Raw genomic sequence first — 20,202 nt, 5'->3', positions numbered from 1 at the left:
GGGATCACCCTCTACCCAGGTTTCCCCCCAGCTGCAGATCTGCAGGGGTGTTGCAATTGGTGAGCATCCTCTCAAGGGACTCCGTCCCGCTGTCGGGAACGGTCAGGGGCAGGATGGCTGTTGGCACCTGGGACAACCAGCCCTGAAAGGATCTTCCTCCTGCCTGCAAGAAACTCTCCAGAGAACCTAGCTGCGCCAGGCGATAGAAGCCACACAGGGGCTCCCAGCCCCGCTGACTTTTGGGCAGGGCGGCCACCGTCTGAGGGGGCAGGGTGGCAAGGCGCTGTCGCCAATCCCCAAGAACCTGCTCCTGCAAGCAGGGCAGATCGCAGGCCAGCAGCAGGATCCACTCCGGGGGAGCAGCCAAGGTTTGTAGCCGCCGGATCCCCTCTTGAAAGGCCAGCAGCGGGCCTCGGTGTTGCTCCGCAATGCTGTCCCGACCACGTGGGTCTTGCCCGACCAGGGGGGGAACGTTTTCCCGCCAGAGATGCCAACCGGGATCCACCACCGACGCATAGCGCTCCGGCCAGGGGGTGAGGATGTAAACCGCGTCGGCGCAGGCTGCTGCCACCTGAGCCACCCGTCGCAGCAGGGGGATCCCATCCCAAAGCACCAGGGCTTTGTCGGATCCCATGCGGCGGCTGTTGCCCCCGGCCAAGATCAGAGCCACGACCGCAGGCGGGGAATCTTCAGGCATTTTGGACATCCAGTTTTCCACAACGAGCAGCAGGTATTTGTGGAGGAATAGGATAGGGATCCCATCCTCTCCTCACTTTGGCCGCCATGTCTGAGCCTTCTGGTCGTCTGGTTTGGAACCACTCTACCCATATCTCAGGGTTGATCCCTGTTTTGGAACGCCTGACCCGGCAGGCCGGCATCAAGACCGTGACGCCGGGCGCTCTGTCCTGCAGCCGTGGGCGGATCCCCCAGTTGCAGTTGCGGGTTTCGGTGCCGATCCGGGGCGGGTACAAGCTGGTGGCCCGCAAGGGAAGCAGCGTGCAGGAGGTGTTTGTGGTGACGGATCTCAGCCAAACCGAGCTGGAGGCAGCCATTCTTCGCTGTTTGCAGTGAGCTCTTCTGGCAACGCAACCGAGCCTCGTTCTTGCTACACAACGCTGTCCCGATCCAGGACTCCGCCCTGCCAACGCGAATAGCACATCTGATTATGAGTCAATCTTATGTCTCGTACTAGCCTCAAGCCTGCCCGCATCAGTGCTGTTTTGCCGGGATCCCTGGCAGCAGAAGCAGGCATTCGACCTGGAGAGGCCCTGGTCAGCATCAACGGCGAGCGCCCCCGCGATCTCATCGACTACCGCTTCCTGATCGCCGAGGAGTATGTAAGCCTGGAGATCTTGGACAGCCAAGGGATCCCGCGCACAGTTGAGCTGGAGAAGGGGATCGACGAGGATCTGGGGCTGGAGTTTGAAACGGCCCTGTTCGATGGCCTGATCCAATGCGCCAACGCTTGCCCCTTTTGCTTCATCGACCAACAACCCCCGCAGATGCGGGCGACGCTGCACCTCAAGGACGACGACTACCGCCTCAGTTTTCTCTACGGCAGCTACCTCACCCTCACCAACTTGCCTGCCGCCGAATGGGAGCGCATTGCCCGCCTGCGCCTTTCTCCCCTCTACGTGTCAGTGCATGCTACCGACCCGGAGCTGCGCAGCCGCTTGCTCAAAAACCCGCGGGCTGGCCTGATTTTGGAGCAGTTGGCCTGGTTTCGCCAGCATCGCTTGCAACTGCACGCACAGGTGGTGGTCTGCCCAGGCTGGAACGATGGGGATCACCTCACCCGCACACTCCTCGATTTGGCCGCCTTTCGCCGGCCAGCAGACGGGATCCCCACCGTCCTCTCGGCAGCAGTGGTGCCGGTGGGGCTGACCCGCTTTCGCCCCCCTGGAGATGAGCTGGTTCCTGTGGATGCAGCCAAGGCCCGAGAAGTGATCCGGCAGGTGGAAACCTTGCAGGTCGGGTTTCGGCAAGAATTGGGATCCACCTTTGCCTGGCTGGCCGATGAGTGGTATCTGCTGGCGGGGTGGGAACTGCCCCCGGAAGAGCACTATGAAGATTACCCCCAACTGGGGAATGGCGTGGGATCCCTGCGCCTATTTTTGAGCCAGTTTGAGCAGGTGAGTTTGCCTGCCGGCTTGGCCTCTCCGGTAAAGGCCCTTTGGGTGGTGGGCAATGCCGTGGGGCAAGCCTTCCAGCCCATTGTGCAGCGCCTGAATCGCATCCACCATTTGCAGCTCACGCTGCTGCCCATCGCCAGCCGATTTTGGGGCCAAACCCTGACGGTGACCGGGCTGCTGACGGGGCAGGATATCTTGGATGCCCTGAAGTCTGTGGAAAACTTGGCGGACTATGATGGGCTATTGCTACCCCAGATCGCCCTCAAGGACGGGGAGCGCTTTTTGGACGATCTGACCTGGCAAGAGGTGCAGGCCCAGGTGGGGATCCCGGTGGTGCGGGTGGACGGCGGGCCAGCAGGCTTGGTGCAGGCGGTGCAACAGCTAGAACAGGGGTATGCCTACAGCACCCTAGGGTGTTCCGCGACGCTCAAGCGAACGGAAACTGCACCGCTGACGCGATCGAGAACAGCTTTAGGCCGAGGATCCTGAGGTAATGCAGAGGTTGCGGCGCGGATTGCTTCTGCTGCTTTGGGTGGGGCTGGGGATCCTGGCCATCACGGGCTTGGCGGCTTTCTACGTAGATCTGGCCTGGTTTGCCGAGCTGAATGCCCTGCCGGTGCTGTGGACGCGGGTGATTGCCCGCTGGGGGCTGGGCCTGGGCGCTTTCCTCTTTGCCCTGGCGGTGACGGGATCCAACATCTGCTCCTGCTGGCGGGGGGCAACCTTGACCGGGGCCTGGGTGATCGCCATAGGTTTGAGTGGCTTCTTTGCTGGGTCTCTTTCCAATCACTGGTTTACGCTGCTGCTCTGGCTGAACCAGGGGCCCGTCGGGGAGTCAGATCCGATTTTCAACCGCGATCTCAGTTTTTTTCTCTTCAGCCTGCCTTTCTGGGAGACGCTGCAGCAGTGGTGCTTCAACCTCGTGCTGCTCACCTTGATTGCCGTTGTCCTCATCTACTTGGTGGAGCTGGGGCTTTCCGAGCAACGGCTGACCTTGGCCCTTTCTCTCTATGCCCAGCGGCACTTGCTGATCCTGGGGGGATCCCTGTTTCTCATTCGGGCTTGGGGCCATTGGCTGGATCGCTACGAGCTGCTCTATTCCACCCGCGGCGTTGTGTTTGGGGCCGGTTTTGCCGATGTGCATGCAACTCTGCCGGCCACGACCTTGATGAGCGGGGTGGCGGGCTTGACGGCAGTGGGGTTCTGGGTTTTGGCCCGCCAAGGGATCCGCCTCAACCTCCCTTTTCTCAAGTCCTGGTGCCCCCCCTGGGCCAGCTCTCTCTTGGCGCCGGCCATCCTCTGGGGAGCCTACCTGGGGTTTGGGCTGCTGACCACCCAACTTTACCCCCAACTGGTGCAAACTTTCTTGGTGGCCCCCAACGAGCTGGAGCTGGAACGCCCTTACATCGAGCACAACATCCGCTTTACCCGTGCTGGCTTTGGCCTGGCCGATGTCGAAGTCCAACCCTTCCCGGAAGAGGGATCCCTGACCTGGGAGATCCTGCAGCAAAATCAATCCACCCTGAGCAACGTGCGCCTCTGGGATGCGGAGCCTCTATTGGCCACCTATCGACAACTGCAAGAAATCCGCCCCTACTATCAATTCCCCTATGTGAATGTGGATCGCTACCGCATCGGGGGAGAATTGCGCCAAGTCATGCATGCCGCCCGCGAGCTGGACTTTGCCCAGGTACCCCCCGCTGCCCAAACCTGGGTCAACCGGCGGTTTTTTTACACCCACGGCTACGGCCTCACCCTCAGCCCGGTGAACGTGGTGACCCCTGAGGGCCTGCCGGACTTTTTCCTGTCGGATATCCCGCCGCGGGTTTCTCCCCGCTACCCTGAGGTGGCCCCCGTCTTGCGGGTGGAGCAGCCGGCCCTCTACTACGGCGAGCTGACTACCACCGATGTTTTCGTGGGTGCTGAGGCGCGGGAGTTGGACTACCCTGCAGCAGAGCGCTATGTGTACAGCAGCTATCAGGGCAGCGGTGGCGTGCCCATTCCCCACCTCTGGCAGCGGTTTCTCTACGCCTGGCATTTTGGCGATCTGCGCATCCTTCTCAGCCGCGAGCTATCTTCTACCACCCGCTTTCTCTATCGCCGCCAAATCCGCGAGCGCATCCGTCGGGTGATGCCGTTTTTACTCTACGACCGGGATCCCTACCTAGTGATCGGAGATGGCAAGCTCTACTGGTTTTTCGATGCCTATACCACCAGCAGCCGCTACCCTTACTCCGAGCATGTGCCCGGCTTTTCCTTCAACTACATCCGCAACTCGGTCAAGGCGGTGATGGACGCCTACAACGGCAGCATCGACTGGTACATCGCCGACCCTCAGGATCCCCTCATCCAAGCCTACGCCCGCATCTACCCCACCCTGTTCAAGCCCTTGCAGGAGCTGGACGAGCCGCTGCGCCAACACATTCGCTACCCGCAAGACCTCTTCCGCCTGCAAGCGCAGCAGTTTGCCACCTACCACATGACGGATCCCCGCCTCTTCTACAACCGCGAGGATCAATGGCAGATCCCCGGCCAGTTCCGCAATCGACGGCGCATTCCCATGCAGCCGCAGTATCTCATTCTCACCTTGCCGAGGGATCCCCAAGGGGTTGCAAACCACACTCCTGAGTTCGTCCTCCTCTCCCCCTATGCCCCTGTTAACAAGCAGAACATGGTGGCTTGGATAGCGGCCCGCTGCGACGGGGAAAACTACGGCAAGCTCCTGGTGTACGAGTTTTCCAAGCAACGGCTCATCTATGGCCCGGAACAGGTGGAAGCACGGGTCAATCAGGATCCCTTAATCTCCGAGCAAATTTCCCTCTGGAACCAGCATGGGTCGCGGGTGAACCTGGGCACGCTGCTGGTCATTCCTATCGAGACTTCTTTGCTCTATGTTCAGCCCCTTTACATCGAAGCAGAACAGGGCCGCTTGCCTCAGCTCACCCGGGTGATCGCTGCCTACGAAGACCGGGTGGTGATGGAACCGACTCTCGGCCAGGCCTTAGAAGCCCTCTTTCTGCCGAGGGGTAGCCGGTAGAGAAAGGGATCCCCTCCTCATTTTTGAGGCAGGTGGTTGACGAAACTTAACGGATGTTTTAAGGTTAGGTTGTCAATCTTCGCGCTTCCTTAGGGAAGTTTGTCCTCATGACTACTGTTATCCAACGTCGCTCAACCAGCAACGTGTGGGAGCAGTTCTGCGAGTGGGTCACCTCCACCGACAACCGCCTTTACATCGGCTGGTTCGGGGTGCTGATGATTCCCACCCTCCTGACTGCCACCACCTGCTTCATCATCGCCTTCATCGGGGCTCCGCCGGTGGACATCGACGGCATCCGCGAGCCCGTTTCCGGTTCCTTGCTGTACGGGAACAACATCATTTCTGGGGCTGTAGTGCCCTCTTCGGCAGCCATTGGCCTGCACTTTTACCCGATTTGGGAAGCCGCCTCACTGGATGAGTGGCTGTACAACGGCGGCCCCTACCAACTGATTGTGCTGCACTTTTTGATTGGGGTGTTCTGCTACATGGGCCGGGAGTGGGAGCTGAGCTACCGGCTGGGGATGCGTCCCTGGATTGCGGTGGCCTACTCGGCGCCGGTGGCAGCGGCCACAGCAGTGTTTTTGATTTACCCGATTGGGCAGGGGTCGTTTTCGGACGGGATGCCCTTGGGGATTTCGGGCACCTTCAACTTCATGCTGGTGTTTCAAGCGGAGCACAACATCCTGATGCACCCGTTCCACCAGTTGGGGGTGGCCGGCGTGTTTGGTGGGGCGTTGTTTAGCGCCATGCACGGGTCGCTGGTGACCTCCACCCTGATTCGGGAGACCTCGGAAGAGGAGTCCCAGAACCTGGGGTACAAGTTTGGGCAAGAGGAAGAGACCTACAACATTGTGGCGGCGCACGGGTATTTTGGCCGGTTGATTTTCCAGTATGCGTCGTTCAACAACAGCCGGAGCCTGCACTTTTTCCTGGCGGCGTGGCCGGTGGTGGGGATCTGGTTTACGGCGCTGGGGATCAGCATTATGGCGTTCAACCTGAACGGGTTCAACTTCAACCAATCGATTGTGGACAGCAACGGTCGAGTAGTGGGGACCTGGGCAGACGTGTTGAACCGTGCCAACCTGGGGATGGAAGTGATGCACGAGCGGAATGCGCACAACTTCCCGCTGGATTTGGCGGCGGTGGAGGTAGCGCCTGCGGTGCGTGGCTGATGGTCTGACCTGACGGCTTGACAAAAGCAAACGATCCCCTGGCCAATGCTGGGGGATTTTCTTGTTGTTTCCCTGGCGGCAACAGTGAAGTTGCATCCATAGCCGTTTCAGTTTAGGGCGAGATGCCTGGGCTGCCAAGAAAGGCCCCACGATCAGGTGCATTCAAGGCCTTAGGTGTGGGTAGAGCAGGCAGGGTACACCGGCCAGGTAGTGGGGTTGGATGTGGGTCTGGCCAGCTTCTACACCGACAGCAATGGGCAAGTGGTGTCACATCCCCTCGCGACAGCGGGACGGAGTCCTTGGTTTCCGCTCAAACTAGGACACTGCACCCGCACCCAAAACGTTGAATTCATAGAGCCAGAAGGCTTCTCTCAATGGCCTGGGCGTCTCACCCTAACCTGAAGCGACTATAACTCAATTATCCAGACTCCATTATCTAGGCAGACATACCCCAGTTGCTTGAGGATTTGCAACTACTAAAATGTAGTTGCCCCAATCCTGATCCCCGCCAGAATTGACCGCGTTCCCCTATCCTACACATAACGGCTAATGTCTTCCCCCCGTTCTGCCAGAAACGACAAAGCCCGGAAGCGCAGCCCTGCCACCTGGTCGTAGAAGGGGTTAAGTTTGCACATGGGCGGAATATGCATCACCTTGTGGCCAAACAACACCACATCTCGCTCGAAGGGACAGCGGGCCGGGATCCACTGGCAAAGGAAATGGGCCAAGCGTGGATCGCGGATGCTAAAGTTATCCATAGCCGATTGAATGGGACGCAACGGAGCCTGCAACCAGTCGCGCAGGCGACCTGTGGACTTGAAAAGCACAGAAGTCATGGAACCAGGCAGCTCCTGAGGAGCTTTGCGAGCACGTTGCCAAGAAATCGTTGTGGAACCCATAAGCTTTCACCTCAACCTTTGAAGAAGCAGCAGCCTTTGGTCGGTTACGGCGCGCAAAATTACTAGCCATCGACAATTCTCTGTGTCGAGCTTGTATTCAGGGAAACATTAGCCATCTCTCTTCCCTCTGTTAGTCTGCCTTCTCCAACGGAAAGCTTGCTTCTGTAAACAAGAATCTCTGCTCAACGTTGTAGAGCTACATGTTTTGTCTCCAAAAGTTAACATGTAACGAAAAATACAAAAACTCCTCTGCTCTTGTCTTGTCCACCAGCCGATTCCCTGTCAGGATCCCTGAAGTTCCTCAGCTTGGGCTCTGGAGCCAGATGGGTATCCATCGCTCCTATTTCTAGGATGGAACAAGCCCTTTGGGCGGAGTAGGGGGATCCCCGTAATCACACTTGCCTTGGCAGGGTTGTTTTTCTTTTGATCGAGTTTGGCTTGGGAGCGTCTCGGTTGGGAGTTACGGAGGATAACAGCCAAGGGATGCCGGCTGCTGAGCGTTCTACAATGCCAGGAGAGATTCCCAGCGGGTGCACATCCGGCGGTGGGTTGGGATCCTTGATTTTGTCTCTGGCTTTCTTGAGAGGCTGCCCATGAAATTGGCCTATTGGATGTACGCTGGCCCTGCCCATATCGGCACGCTGCGGGTGGCCAGCTCCTTCAAAAACGTTCACAGCATCATGCACGCTCCTCTGGGAGACGACTATTTCAACGTGATGCGTTCCATGTTGGAGCGAGAGCGGGATTTTACTCCGGTAACCACCAGCGTCGTTGACCGGCAGGTGTTGGCGCGGGGATCCGACGAAAAGGTGATTCGCAACATCGTCCGCAAAGACGGCGAGGAGCACCCGGATTTGATCGTGGTCACCCCCACCTGCACTTCCAGCATTTTGCAGGAAGATCTGCATCACTTTGTCCGGCAGGCCCAGTTGGCCAGTCGCTGCGACGTAATGCTGGCAGATGTCGACCACTACCGGGTTAACGAATTGCAGGCAGCAGATCGCACCCTGCACCAGATTGTGGAGTTCTACATCACCAAAGCTCGCAAACAGGGGGAGCTGAACGACTCGCCCCAAAAGACGGAGCGTCCTTCCTGTAACATCCTTGGCATTTCCAGCCTGGGGTTTCACAATGCCCACGATCTGCGGGAGCTGAAGGCGCTGCTGCGAGATCTGGGGATCCAGCTCAACCTGGTGATCCCGCAAGGGGCCAGTGTCCACGATCTCAAACACCTGGGGCGGGCCTGGTTTAATGTGGTGCCCTATCGGGAGCTGGGGCTGATGACAGCTCGCTACTTGCAGGAGGAGTTTGGCACGCCTTCCATCGAGATCACCCCGATGGGGGTGGTGGAAACGGCCCGCTTCATCCGCCAGATCCAGAAGATCCTGAATGAGCAAGGGATCCCTGTCGATTATGAAGCCTACATCCAGGAGCAAACGCTGCACATTTCCCAAGCGGCCTGGTTTTCCCGCTCCATCGACTGCCAAAACCTGACCGGCAAAAAAGCGGTGGTCTTCGGGGATTCCACCCACGCGGCGGCCATCACCAAAATCCTGGCCCGCGAGATGGGGATCCACGTGGTGTGGGCGGGCAGCTATTGCACCTACGATGGAGAGTGGTTCCAGGCAGAGGTGGGGGAATATTGCGATCAGGTCTTGATGACAGAGGACCACACCCGCGTGGCGGACGCCATTGCCCAGGCGGAACCTGCCGCGATTTTCGGCACCCAGATGGAGCGGCATGTGGGCAAACGGCTGCGGATCCCTTGTGGGGTCATCTCGGCCCCCATCCACGTGCAGGATTTCCCTATCGGCTACCGGCCCTTTTTGGGCTACGAGGGCGCCAACCAAATTGTGGATTTGATCTACAACTCCTTTACCCTGGGCATGGAAGATCACCTGTTGGAGATCTTCGGTGGCCACGACACCAAGGAGGTGATTCACAAGAGCCTGAGCGCCGATTCCGACCTCATCTGGACGCGGGAAGCCCAGGCGGAGCTGAACAAGGTGCCCGGCTTTGTGCGCGGCAAGGTTAAACGCAACACCGAAAAATTTGCCCGCGAACGGGGCTTGACCGAGATCAGTGTGGAGGTCATGTACGCCGCCAAAGAAGCTTTTGGAGCTTGAAGGGATCCCGTTGACAACCTTTACCCTGGGTGGGATCTTCCATCTGACGTTTGCCTATGCGTCTCCTGGTTACCGGCGGGGCGGGCTACATCGGCAGCCACACTTGCAAAGCTCTGGCGGCCTCTGGCCATCTGCCCATCACTTACGACAACTTGGTTTACGGGCACCCCTGGGCAGTTCGCTGGGGGCCGTTGGAGATTGGGGATCTTGCCGACCGGAAGCGGCTTGATCAAGTCATCCAACACTATCGCCCGGAAGGGGTGATCCACTTTGCCGCCTATGCCTATGTGGGCGAGTCGGTGAAGGATCCCGGCAAATACTACCGCAACAACGTGGCCGGATCCCTGAACTTGCTGGAGGCCATGCGAGATCACGGGATCCCTTACCTGGTGCTCTCCAGCACCTGTGCCACTTATGGGGTGCCAGAGCGGATCCCTATTCCCGAAAGTCATCCGCAACGTCCCATCAACCCCTACGGCCAGAGCAAGCTGATGGTGGAGCAGATCTTGCGAGATTTCCAGGTTGCCCACGGGATCCGATCCATTAGCCTGCGCTACTTCAATGCCGCCGGAGCCGATCCCGATGGCGAAATTGGGGAGGCCCACGACCCGGAAACCCACTTGATCCCCTTGGTGTTGGAGGTCGCCGGCGGCCAACGTCCCCACATCACGGTCTTTGGAGAGGACTACGATACCCCCGATGGCACCTGTATCCGAGACTACATCCATGTCACCGACCTGGCGCAAGCCCACGTGTTGGCAATAGAAGCGCTGGCCTCTGGCCGACCCGTACCAGCAGCCTACAACCTGGGCAATGGCCAAGGCTTTTCCGTCAAAGAGGTCATTGCCACCGCAGCAGCCGTGACCGGAAGACAGATCCCCATGCAAATGGGAGCGCGCCGCCCTGGGGATCCCCCGCGCTTGGTGGGCGATGCCGGTGCCATCTTTCGGGATCTCAACTGGAAACCTCTCTACACCGACCTGGCCGAGATCATTCAAACTGCCTGGCGCTGGCACCAGAAGCGACCCTACTTTGGGAAAGCCAAGCCCTCGGTGAGCTAGGAACGCCTAGCCCGGCGGGCGATAGGATAGGGAGAAACCGCCCGGCTAACAACTTCCCCGCCCCGCATGGACGACAAGATCACACCCGATACCCTCGCGGTTGTCATGACCACGGTGGGATCCGAAACCGAGGCCCATCGCTTGGCTCATACCTTGGTGGCCGAACGTTATGTGGCCTGTGCCCAGGTCTTGCCCGGGATCACGTCCTACTATCGCTGGCAGGGATCCCTGCAGACCGATGCCGAGTTCCTCATCCTGCTCAAATTGCCCGCAACTGCCTATCCCCGCCTGGAACAACGGCTGCGAGAGCTGCACCCCTACGCTGAGCCCGAGATCCTGGCTCTGGCAGCCACTCAAGTGAGCACAACCTATTTGGCTTGGGCCCGAGACCAGGTAGGCTAGGGAATAGTGCACAGTTGGCCATGATCGCCCTCTACCCCGGCAGCTTTGACCCCATTACCCTTGGGCATCTCGATGTTATCGAGCGAGCCAGTCGTCTCTTTTCTAAGGTGATTGTCGCCGTCTTGAAAAACCCCAACAAAACCCCTCTGTTCAGCCCCGAGCAGCGGCAAGCCCAGATTAGCCTGTCCACGGCCCATCTCAAAAATGTTGAGGTTGATACGTTTTCAGGTCTGACGGTGGCCTACGCCCGTCAACGGGGGGCAAAGGTGATCGTGCGCGGCTTGCGAGTCTTGTCGGACTTCGATGTGGAGCTGCAAATGGCCCACACCAACAAGCTTTTGGCTCCCGAACTGGAAACCTTGTTCCTTGCCACCGCCAGCGAGCACAGTTTTGTCAGCAGCAGCCTGGTGAAGGAGGTCGCCAAGCTGGGCGGCCCCATCGATCATCTGGTGCCCGCTCCGGTGATTCGAGATTTGCGGGAGCGCTTTCCCTTGGCCTGAGGGCTCAGGGATCCCCTCTCCTTCCCCAATCAAAATTCAAAGGGCTGCATCCCTGCCGTCACCGGATCAAACCCCACCGGGAAGCAGGTGCTGTGATTGTAGAGGGATCCCCTCAAATTGGCCCCTTCCAAGCAGGCTCCCTCAAGGTCGGCATAGCGCAGGTCGGCACAGCGCAGGTCGGCCTTTGCCAGATTGCTGCCCCGCAGGTTGGCGTAGCGCAGGTTAGCCCCATGCAAATCGGATCCCTCGAGATTGGCCCCTCGCAGATCGGCCCCCCTCAAGAAGGCATACTCCAAGCAGGACTGGGGAAAATGGCGCTCTCCCTGCCGGTAGCGGCTGAGCAACTCTGAGGCCCCTTGTAGAGCACACTGGGCAATGGTTTGAGTCATGGTACTGCTCCCAAATCAGACTGGATGCCTTATCTCTATCCTCATCCCTATCATCGGGTTGGCCGGGTTTTGATCATCCCTGCTTAACAAATGATTTCAGTTTTTGAGTGGATTGTTGCCCCCAAGTTTTTTTTGGAAAGATCTATCCTCAGAGATATCGAAGGCTTTCCCAATCGGCAGCTTGTGCGGCAATGTTTCTTAATTCTTTTTGTGAAGGATGCTTAACGGCTGGGCTTGATCGCCAACTCCAAGCCCCACCGGGAGCGCAAGCTGACCTGATCTTGCTGGGTTGTATGGATCCCTCAACTTCTCCTTTTTCAGCAGGCTCTCGGCCAGAGGGTGTTTCTCCAGGGCCGGCTGAACCGGGATAATGAATGATCGACTGGCTCACATCCGTCGCTTGTATCGAGTAGGGATTCTCTGCAATCGATGTAGACCCATATCTCTGTTCAGTATGTTCACCTTTCTCCAACCAGAGCTCTATGCCCAAACGTAAGCGAATCGGGATCCTCACCAGTGGCGGCGATTGTGGCGGCCTCAACGCCGTGATTCGAGCAGTGGTGCGGCGGGCCCGCGACTACGATATGGAAGTTTATGGCATCAAAGATGCGACGGCAGGACTGATGGCTCGACCGGTGGAGGCGGAGCTGCTGGATGTGAAGCGGGTTTCCGGCATTTTGCGCTACGGCGGCACCATCTTGGGTACCGTGAACAAAGGCAACCCCTTCGCCTACCCTATGCCCGATGGCAGCTTGGTGGATCGCTCGGCAGAAGTGATCACCGGCTACCACCGGCTTGGGTTGGATGCGCTGATCGGGGTGGGGGGGGATGGCAGCTTGGCCATTCTCCGGCAACTGGCTCTGCAGGGGGATTGGAACTTTGTCGGGATCCCCAAGACCATCGACAACGATGTCGGTGCCACCGAGTACTCGGTGGGGTTCAACACGGCTTTGAGCGTGGCTGTGGAAGCTCTAGATCAGCTCACCTACACGGCCATCAGCCACAGCCGAGTCATGGTCATGGAAGTCATGGGGCGGGATGCCGGTCACATTGCCATCAGCGCCGGCATTGCCGGGGGGGCGCATGTGATTTTGATCCCGGAAATTCCCTACAAGCTGGAGAATGTCTGCAAAAGAATCCGCGACCGCAAAGAGCGGGGCAATAACTTCAGCATCGTGGTGGTGGCGGAGGCAGTTCGCACCGAGTCGGGGGAGCCGGTGACCTACACCAACAGCCTGGGGCAGTCTCTCTACGGCGGCATCGGCCATTACATCGGCAACGAGATCGCCCTGCGCACCGGCATCGAGACGCGGGTTATGGTTTTGGGCCACCTGCAGCGGGGAGGTACGCCCTCTCCTCTGGATCGCCTGCTGGGAGCAGCCTTTGGGGTGGCTGCTGTGGACTTGATCGCCCAAGGCAAATACGACCGCATGGTGGCCTGGCAAAATCGGCGGGTGGTGGATGTGCCCCTGGCAGAGGCCATCTCCCAGTATCGGCGGGTGGAGGTGGATGGGGCTTTGATCGCCACGGCCATTGGGCTGAATACCTACGTGGGCGAGGTGGATCCGCAGCTTTTGCGCAGCATTTCCCCCTGATCTTCCGGCAAAAACGACACGTGGGCAGAGACAATCTTCCAGCCGATATCGGGGAACCTGTACCACATCTGGCTTTGGCGGCCCAAGCGAGGGATCCCGTTCACCAGGCGGCGAAACTCTAGGGTGACCGAGCCGCAATCTTCCCCAAAGGTGACCACCTGCAAACGCAGCATCTCGCGGGCCAAATTCGTGGGAGGGCGCTGTTGGCGAAAAGCCTTGATCTCCTCTCCCCCGTAGAGATTTTCCCCCACACCAAAGCGCACCACCTGGGGGCCATCCCAAAACAGGCGGTTCAGGGTGGGCACATCATTGCTCGTCAGGGCAGCTTCGTACTGATGGTAGAGTTCGGTTAGCTCTGCCACCACCTCGGGGCGATTCACCACACTCATGGGCCAGGCTCTTGTGCAGTCGAGATGGGCCTTGCCATCTTATCGGCTCAAGGAGCAGCAGGAGGTTCTAAAAGAACAGCGGGATCCCCCACCTTGCTCTGTCAGACAGCAGACAGCGGCAAGACATCTCCGGGTAGTCGGATCCAAGTCTAGGGGCTGAGAACGGCTTGCAAAGACCGCACATCGCAGTAGTACACCTGATGGCGGTGGGCATACCCCTTCAGCTCCACAGCCTGATGGGAGAAGCAGGCGGCTGCCTGCCCCAGCTGTTTGGCCAAGCAGGTATAGGTGTCCTGGCTGATCGCCAGGTCGGCGTTGAGGGTGCGGGTAGCGCTCTCGATGCGAAAGGCCAAATTCACCGTATCTCCCAGAGCCGTATATTCTTGGCGGGTGTTGTTGCCCACCTGGCGCACGATCGCCGAGCCTGTGTTGACCCCTGCCCCCAGACGAATGGGAGAAGGCAGCGGAAACTCACCGTTCAGCTGCTCGGTCATTTGAAACAGCTTCGCTATGGCCTGCAAAACCGACTTCACATCGAGGTGAATTCCCGGCACTTCCGTGCCCAGAGAAGCAGTGTTGGCTTGGGGCACATGGAACCAAACGGCCATAATCGCATCGCCAATGTATTTATCGACAGTGCCCCCGTACTGCTGAATGATATCCCCCCCCCGCCGGAACCAATCTCCCATCACCTGGGAAAGCAGGCGCTCGTCCAGTTGTTGAGTCAGTTGTCCGTACCCTCGCACATCGACCACCGCCACCGAGATCAGCCAGCGGGTTTGTAAAACCAGGGTGTCCGAAGGTTTGGCCGCGGGGCTGGGTTCTGAGCTGGCCAGGGATCCGCTGTGGAACTCCAGCTGGGATTGTCCAAGGATGAGGTGATCCCCATCCTGCAGCAGGGTGGGAATGCTGACGCGGCGATTGTTGACAAACGAGCCGTTGCGGCTGCCCAGATCGATGAGATAGATGCTGTTGTTGTCGAGGTATTGCAGCAGGGCATGTTGGCGGGAAACGCTGGGATCGCTCAAGACGATGGCGTTGTCCTCATCACGGCCTAGGGTCCAAGCGGTCGCTCCCGAGAGAACGTGTTTTCTTTGGCTGCCATCCGGCTCTTTTAAGACTACATAGGGTGCGGCGGTGGCGGCAGATTCGCCTGTGACGCTCATGATGGGATAAGTTGTAGACGCGACCACACTTCAATAAATACGATACCCCGCTTGCCTTCGGTTGATGGGGGGTATCCGGGCTCGATTTCTGAGCCGCCTCTGCTGGGAGATGGAGGTCTGAGGATGGGCTTGGCGGGGGGCCGACCCGACCGGTATCATTTTGTGTAGATACGTTAAGGTCTATGCTGGATCCCTCCCATCCCATTCCCGCTGAGCAACAGCCGCTCCGGCAATATGCAGAGCTGAGGGAAGCCTTTCCTTTTTCCTGGCCTGCTTTGGGGTGGATCCCTTACTTAAAACGAATCTTTGGGGTTTGGGGAGCTGTTGTGCTGGCGGTTTCCCCGCTGGTTTGGAGTAGCTTTGCCGGAGATTGGGGCCACTTTGTCTCTGGGTCGGTGCTGGGGGCCAATGTCTTGCTCGGCCTGGTGTTGCTCCATCTCTACTTGGGATGGGCTTATGTGCGGCGGCGCTTGGTACAAGCCCAGATTCCCTATGAAGAAAGTGGCTGGTACGATGGGGCGATGTATGCCAAGTCAGAAGAGGAGCTGGCTCAGCATCGGCTGATTGTCAGGTATCAGATCGACCCTGTGTTGCAGCGCCTGCGACGGAGCTTGTGGGGCGTAGTGGGCTTGAGTGGGTTGGTGGCCCTGCTGTGGCCTCTGGGGTAGGCAGTTGGTTGGCTGTTTTTAGGATCCCGGACAGTGCACATCACTTCTGATCTGGCTCAAACCTTGCGACCCACCGCTGTGGCCATCGGGAACTTCGATGGCTTGCATCTGGGCCATCAGAAGGTGCTGCAGCCGATTCGAGATTCTCTTCAGGGGGTACGTACTGTCCTCACCTTTCATCCCCATCCCCAGGAAGTCTTGACGAGGCGGCCTCAGCTGTTGCTCACTCCCCCTGCCGAAAAGCTGGATCTGTTGGCGCAAATGGGCTTTGAGCAGGTGGTACTGCTCCCCTTCACCCCTGCATTTGCCTGCCAGCCCCCCCAAGAGTTTATCCAAACGGTACTTGAACAGGGCCTGCGCGTTCGCCATCTCAGCGTCGGTTGGGATTTTTGCTTTGGTCACCGTCGCTCCGGCAACGCCCAAACGCTCCAGGCTTGGGGATCCGAGCGCTGCATTCCGGTGGAGGTGATCCCGGAGGCGAAACTGAACGGGGAACGGGTGAGCAGCTCTCGCATTCGAGCTGCCTTGGCGACTGGGGAGGTGTCCACTGCCGAAGCGCTCTTGGGTCGCCCCTATCGTCTGATGGGAGAGGTGGTGCAAGGGGATCAGCGGGGCCGACAACTGGGCTTTCCCACCGCCAACCTCCGCTTGCCTCCGGAGAAGTTTTTGCCCCGCGATGGGGTGTACAGCGTTTGGGTGGATGTGCCTGCTGCTGCGGCAGCTCTGCCTGGGGTGATGAACATTGGCCATCGGCCCACCTTTGCCGGTTTACAGCACACCGTCGAGGTGCATCTATTGGATTGGACAGGAGATCTCTACGGGCAAGAGGTGCGGGTGGCGCTACGGGGCTTTATCCGCCCAGAGCGGAGATTTCCCACGGTGGCAGATTTGATTCAGCAAATTCAGCAAGATTGCCAAACAGCCCGCCAGCAATTGGGTTTGGCTGAGCAAGTGGGTATGGTGTAGGGGGATCTATGCCGAAGAGAGCTCGCAAGCGCCAAGGCTCACCCAGGCGCTGGTGCCATCTCGCCAGTATTCTTTTTTCCAGATGGGGGCGTTGTGCTTGAGGGTGTCGATGGCAAATTGGCAGGCAGCAAACCCTTCGGCCCGATGAGGGGTGCCCACCGCCACCAAGACGCTGATCTCGCCAATGCGCAGCTTGCCGATGCGGTGGTGGATGACCACACTGTTGGCATCTGGCCAGCGCTGCTGAATTTGTCGGGCAATATCGGCGAAGACCTTCAGGGCCATGGGCTCGTAGGCTTGGTATTCCAGGTAATCGACAGGGCGGCCATTGGTGTTGTCTCGAACAGTGCCGCTCATCACCACCACGGCCCCATTGCCCGGATGGTAGGCCTCTTGGTGGACACGGTCGATGGACAGGGGAGCCAGGGTAATCTGGAAGGAAGTCTTCAGGACGGTCAGGAGCATGACTCTAGTCAATAATAAGCTCAACTATACTGAAAATAATGTATAATATGTTCAGTACGGATTACTACCAGTTGATCTTTCTGTTTACTTTCGAGTCTGCCAACATGGTAGCCAAAGCAAAGCAGAAAATTGGTAGTAAGACGACACGGAAACTGCGCTTTGGGTATTCTACTCAAAGCTTTGCGGGATACCGCCATTCTGTTTGGAAACAAACAGAATGCTATCGCTGCATAGTTGAACAGTGATGTTCAGCAGTGTTCAGCGTAAATGTATCAGATTCATGATGGCCCAATAAGGGATCCCCACAGCAATGCTATCGCTTCTGACCATTCCACCGTAGCCCCGTAGGTGTCCCCCGTGTGCCCTCCCAACTGGCGGTAGATCCAATAGCCCACGGCCCAAGCCCCCAGAGCGGATCCCAGCGTCCAGAGCAGCAAAGGGGGCCAAGCCAAGATCCCAGCCCAGCCCAACCCCCCGGTGATGGCCAGCACAAGCAGAGTGCCCGGCCACAGGGATCCCGGCAAGGAGGTGGAGTCCTTGAGGAAGCGGGCGGATCCCTGCTCGCGCAGGTAGGGGTACAGGGCAATGGCGAGCAACTGGCCCCAACGCCCCCAAGCAGGCACCAGCAGCAAGAGGGGCCAAGGTTGAAGGCTACTCAGGGCAGCAAATTTCAGCAGCAGCACCAGCACCAAGGCCAGCACCCCATAGGCCCCAGTGTGGCTGTCGCTCATCACCTGCAGGCGGCGACGGGATCCCTGCAAGTCAGATTTTTGCCCATCCTCAGTTGAACGTTCCGGATCCCCTTTGTAAGGATTCTTGTGGACATTGATCGCCAAGCCATCGGCAGTATCGGCCACCCCGTCCAGGTGCAGCCCACCGGTCAAGAGAACCCATAGGGCCAAGAGCAAAGCGGCCCGCACCGGATTGGGGAAAACCTGCAGCAGGATCCCGGCCAAGGAGAGGATCCCGCCCAGCAACACACCTACCCCCGGCAGCCAGGCGGCAATGCCCTCAAACGGCAAGTCTCCGACCCACCCCAGAGGCAGGGCCGTGTAGAAAGTCAAGGCTGCCCAGAAGCGCCGCAATCGCTCAGTCCTTGAGTCTGTGTAAAGGGATCCGCCAATCCAGCCCTCTGGGAGAGAAAATAGGAATCCTTGCGAACGGTGCGCCCCACCACAATGGTGAGCTTGACAATGGTGAGCTTGGCCACCAAAGCTCCGATGGCGCCCACCGCGGCCAACACCAGAAAGAGGGCTGCTTTTTCAGAAAGACTGGGATCCGCGGAGTCTGGTTCGAGTTCATGCTGAAGATCCTCCATCGCGCGGGTTGGCAGTTCCAACTCAGTCTGCCTTAGGGGGCCGGGAACTCTCTTGGATCCCTTGCCCCGGCTCTCCCTGAGAGCTAGAAGGAATGGGCCCCAGAGTCACCGGATGTATTCCTTCAACACGCTGTTGCGGTTGGGGTGGCGCAGCTTGCGCAGGGCTTTGGCCTCGATCTGCCGGATCCGCTCGCGGGTGACATTAAAGATCTGGCCGATTTCCTCCAGAGTTTTCATGCGGCCATCATCCAAGCCGTAGCGCAACTTCAACACATCCCGTTCGCGGGCGGTGAGGGTTTCCAAAACGCTTTCCAGATCTTCTCTGAGCAAGACTTTGGCCACCCGATCCTCCGGCGTCTCCCCCTCTGACTCGATAAAGTCTCCCAGCCGAGAATCCTCTTCCTTGCCGATGGGGGTTTCCAAAGAGATGGGGAGCTGGGCCGACTTGGCGATAAAGCGCAACTTCTCGATGGTGATCTCCATGCGGGTGGCGATCTCCTCTTCGGTGGGCTTACGGCCCAATTCCTGAGAAAGCAACTTGGTCACCTTTTTGATGCGGGAGATCGTCTCGTAGAGGTGGACGGGCAGGCGAATGGTGCGGGATTGGTCGGCAATGGCACGGGTGATGGCCTGTCGAATCCACCAGGTGGCGTAGGTGGAGAACTTGTAGCCCTTCTCGTGGTCGAATTTCTCGGCTGCCCGGATCAGGCCCAGGGATCCCTCCTGAATCAGATCTTGAAAAGACAGGCCCCGGTTCATGTACTTTTTGGCGATGGACACCACCAAACGCAGGTTGGATTGCACCATCTTTTCTTTGGCCCGCCGCCCCCGATGCAACCGCCGCCGAAACTCCGGCAGGGACATCTTGACCTCCTCTGCCCAGAGGGTGTCCGGCACTTCTTCTGGGTCTGACCAGAGGCCCATGCGCTGAAAAACGGCCTCGCGAGCGCGCTCTAGCTCCAGCAGATCGGCAATTTTTCGGGCCAACTCAATTTCTTCATCGGCCCGCAGCAGCCGAATACGCCCAATTTCCTGTAAGTAGACCCGGATAGAGTCATCGGTGTAGGGCTTTTTCTTACTGGCAGCTTTGCGCTTTGAGCGACCTTTGGCACCGGCGGCGGCAGCCTCTCCATCCTCCTCTGCTGCCTCTTCGTCGTCGTCATCCTCATCAAAAGCATCAGTGTCACCGGTATCCAGTTCGCTCTCGAGGGTATCTGTCTCGGTGTCCAACTCCAGGGCGCTGGAAGGTGGATTTTCCAGATCCGGTTCGAGAAGAGCTGTTTTACCCGATTTCACCAATTCCTTTGCTTGAGCCATGCTGAGTTCCTCGTGATCCTAATCACAGACAAATGAAGGTGACTAAGGGAGCTTAGACGCCAAAGGGAGAGGAGCAAGTTGCAGCTCTGCTGCATCCCACAACGCCAGAGTGAGGGAGCCGATATCCGCAAGCCAAAGCCTGACTTGCCCTAGGCCAGCCTGCCCGCTTCTGAATAACCGATTGCTCGGGTCAATCTGGAAGCAGATATCGCTCATGGAGCTCAACTGAACTGGCGCAAGACTCGTCTTGATGGACGGGGCCTCTCGAGGTGGCGAAAGGTGGATCTTTCTCTTCGTCTATCCTGCGACGGAGTGCGAGGCACTTTACCAAGGGGACGGAACATTCAGCACCTCAACCACTCCAACCTGCGAGGAGAAGATCGCTCTACAGCAGGCAGCAAACGACTCTGGGGGGAGCCTTTGCGAGCAACTGTAGCCGTTCACACCAAAACGTCTTCCCTAAATTAGCCCGACCTGGGGGAAACAGCAACGGGGCAGGCAAAGAAAATGTTAAATTCACCTCAACAATGGCCAAGATGGGATCCCTGGCCCCTCGGTCTAGTCCGGGCAAATGGCTCGATGCTAACTTAAATCAGACTC

At 58.5% G+C, this 20,202-nt stretch carries 19 protein-coding genes and 1 pseudogene; 11 read left to right on the top strand and 9 right to left on the bottom strand.

The features are described 5' to 3' along the window. Positions 1-4: 4 nt before the first annotated feature. On the bottom strand, positions 5-706 hold the full coding sequence (locus tag ACVWYZ_RS01750) for a molybdenum cofactor guanylyltransferase (RefSeq protein WP_457465695.1): 702 nt from the start codon (positions 704-706) through the stop codon (positions 5-7). A gap of 77 nt (positions 707-783) precedes the next feature. Between ACVWYZ_RS01750 and ACVWYZ_RS01745 the strand changes: the two genes are divergently transcribed. The 4 genes from ACVWYZ_RS01745 (at position 784) to psbA (ending at position 6,341) form a co-directional block, all read left to right on the top strand. Continuing rightward, a complete protein-coding gene (locus tag ACVWYZ_RS01745) occupies positions 784-1,071 on the top strand; it encodes a DUF2103 domain-containing protein (protein ID WP_414373940.1) in 288 nt (95 codons plus the stop codon). A 107-nt stretch (positions 1,072-1,178) separates the two neighbouring features. Continuing rightward, on the top strand, positions 1,179-2,621 hold the full coding sequence (locus tag ACVWYZ_RS01740) for a TIGR03279 family radical SAM protein (RefSeq protein ID WP_457465694.1): 1,443 nt from the start codon (positions 1,179-1,181) through the stop codon (positions 2,619-2,621). Between the two features lie 4 nt (positions 2,622-2,625). Then, the gene (locus ACVWYZ_RS01735) at positions 2,626-5,169 is read left to right on the top strand and encodes a UPF0182 family membrane protein (protein ID WP_457465692.1); all 2,544 of its coding nucleotides are present in this window, start codon (positions 2,626-2,628) and stop codon (positions 5,167-5,169) included. Positions 5,170-5,276: 107 nt separating this feature from the next. Continuing rightward, the gene (psbA, locus tag ACVWYZ_RS01730; protein ID WP_414351839.1) at positions 5,277-6,341 is read left to right on the top strand and encodes a photosystem II q(b) protein; all 1,065 of its coding nucleotides are present in this window, start codon (positions 5,277-5,279) and stop codon (positions 6,339-6,341) included. Positions 6,342-6,874: 533 nt separating this feature from the next. Here the strand turns inward: psbA and ACVWYZ_RS01725 are convergent. Next, positions 6,875-7,120: pseudogene (locus ACVWYZ_RS01725) on the bottom strand (Mo-dependent nitrogenase C-terminal domain-containing protein); the annotation flags it as partial. Between the two features lie 713 nt (positions 7,121-7,833). On the opposite strand from ACVWYZ_RS01725, the gene bchB reads away from it, so the two are divergent. The 4 genes from bchB to coaD all read left to right on the top strand — a co-directional run bounded on the left by bchB (position 7,834) and on the right by coaD (position 11,329). Continuing rightward, positions 7,834-9,366 carry a ferredoxin:protochlorophyllide reductase (ATP-dependent) subunit B gene (gene bchB, locus ACVWYZ_RS01720; RefSeq protein ID WP_457465690.1) on the top strand — a complete coding sequence of 511 codons (1,533 nt, stop codon included), beginning with the start codon at positions 7,834-7,836 and terminating at the stop codon, positions 9,364-9,366. Positions 9,367-9,422: 56 nt separating this feature from the next. Beyond that, entirely contained in the window at positions 9,423-10,427 is a 1,005-nt protein-coding gene (galE, locus tag ACVWYZ_RS01715) for a UDP-glucose 4-epimerase GalE (protein WP_457465770.1), read from the top strand. A gap of 66 nt (positions 10,428-10,493) precedes the next feature. Then, entirely contained in the window at positions 10,494-10,829 is a 336-nt protein-coding gene (gene cutA, locus ACVWYZ_RS01710) for a divalent-cation tolerance protein CutA (RefSeq protein WP_414330961.1), read from the top strand. Between the two features lie 20 nt (positions 10,830-10,849). Then, complete coding sequence (coaD, locus tag ACVWYZ_RS01705; RefSeq protein ID WP_011433776.1) at positions 10,850-11,329, top strand: pantetheine-phosphate adenylyltransferase; 480 nt, start codon at positions 10,850-10,852, stop codon at positions 11,327-11,329. Positions 11,330-11,358: 29 nt separating this feature from the next. On the opposite strand, the gene ACVWYZ_RS01700 is transcribed toward coaD, so the two are convergent. Next, on the bottom strand, positions 11,359-11,718 hold the full coding sequence (locus tag ACVWYZ_RS01700; RefSeq protein WP_414355752.1) for a pentapeptide repeat-containing protein: 360 nt from the start codon (positions 11,716-11,718) through the stop codon (positions 11,359-11,361). 482 nt (positions 11,719-12,200) lie between these two features. Between ACVWYZ_RS01700 and ACVWYZ_RS01695 the strand changes: the two genes are divergently transcribed. Then, on the top strand, positions 12,201-13,313 hold the full coding sequence (locus tag ACVWYZ_RS01695) for an ATP-dependent 6-phosphofructokinase (protein WP_414344504.1): 1,113 nt from the start codon (positions 12,201-12,203) through the stop codon (positions 13,311-13,313). Here the strand turns inward: ACVWYZ_RS01695 and hpxZ are convergent. Both hpxZ and ACVWYZ_RS01685 read right to left on the bottom strand, forming a co-directional pair. Next, positions 13,265-13,702 carry an oxalurate catabolism protein HpxZ gene (gene hpxZ / locus ACVWYZ_RS01690; protein WP_457465689.1) on the bottom strand — a complete coding sequence of 146 codons (438 nt, stop codon included), beginning with the start codon at positions 13,700-13,702 and terminating at the stop codon, positions 13,265-13,267. The two genes, ACVWYZ_RS01695 and hpxZ, sit on opposite strands and share 49 nt — an antisense overlap. Before the next feature lie 149 nt (positions 13,703-13,851). Next, positions 13,852-14,868, bottom strand: coding sequence for an FHA domain-containing protein (locus ACVWYZ_RS01685; protein ID WP_457465687.1), 1,017 nt, complete (start codon positions 14,866-14,868; stop codon positions 13,852-13,854). A gap of 182 nt (positions 14,869-15,050) precedes the next feature. Here ACVWYZ_RS01685 and ACVWYZ_RS01680 point away from each other — a divergent pair, with 182 nt between their 5' ends. Both ACVWYZ_RS01680 and ACVWYZ_RS01675 read left to right on the top strand, forming a co-directional pair. Next, complete coding sequence (locus ACVWYZ_RS01680) at positions 15,051-15,536, top strand: CGLD27 family protein (RefSeq protein ID WP_011433781.1); 486 nt, start codon at positions 15,051-15,053, stop codon at positions 15,534-15,536. A gap of 33 nt (positions 15,537-15,569) precedes the next feature. Then, a complete protein-coding gene (locus tag ACVWYZ_RS01675) occupies positions 15,570-16,502 on the top strand; it encodes a bifunctional riboflavin kinase/FAD synthetase (protein WP_414384440.1) in 933 nt (310 codons plus the stop codon). Positions 16,503-16,508: 6 nt separating this feature from the next. Here the strand turns inward: ACVWYZ_RS01675 and ACVWYZ_RS01670 are convergent, their stop codons facing one another. From ACVWYZ_RS01670 to rpoD, 4 genes are all read right to left on the bottom strand, one after another. After that, entirely contained in the window at positions 16,509-16,967 is a 459-nt protein-coding gene (locus ACVWYZ_RS01670; protein ID WP_041436693.1) for a molybdenum cofactor biosynthesis protein MoaE, read from the bottom strand. Between the two features lie 278 nt (positions 16,968-17,245). Continuing rightward, on the bottom strand, positions 17,246-18,031 hold the full coding sequence (locus ACVWYZ_RS01665) for an adenosylcobinamide-GDP ribazoletransferase (RefSeq protein WP_457465685.1): 786 nt from the start codon (positions 18,029-18,031) through the stop codon (positions 17,246-17,248). Then, positions 18,028-18,306: a hypothetical protein gene (locus ACVWYZ_RS01660; protein WP_011433785.1), complete on the bottom strand. Its 279-nt coding sequence runs from the start codon at positions 18,304-18,306 to the stop codon at positions 18,028-18,030. The genes ACVWYZ_RS01665 and ACVWYZ_RS01660 overlap by 4 nt, the downstream gene beginning before the upstream one ends. 84 nt (positions 18,307-18,390) lie before the next feature. Continuing rightward, positions 18,391-19,602: an RNA polymerase sigma factor RpoD gene (gene rpoD / locus ACVWYZ_RS01655; protein WP_457465683.1), complete on the bottom strand. Its 1,212-nt coding sequence runs from the start codon at positions 19,600-19,602 to the stop codon at positions 18,391-18,393. Positions 19,603-20,202 lie beyond the last annotated feature (600 nt).

It is taken from the genome of Thermostichus sp. MS-CIW-37 (genome assembly GCF_054060065.1).
The sequence above is the reverse complement of the archived record's forward strand: the minus strand, read 5'-3'. Positions and strand labels throughout refer to the sequence as shown.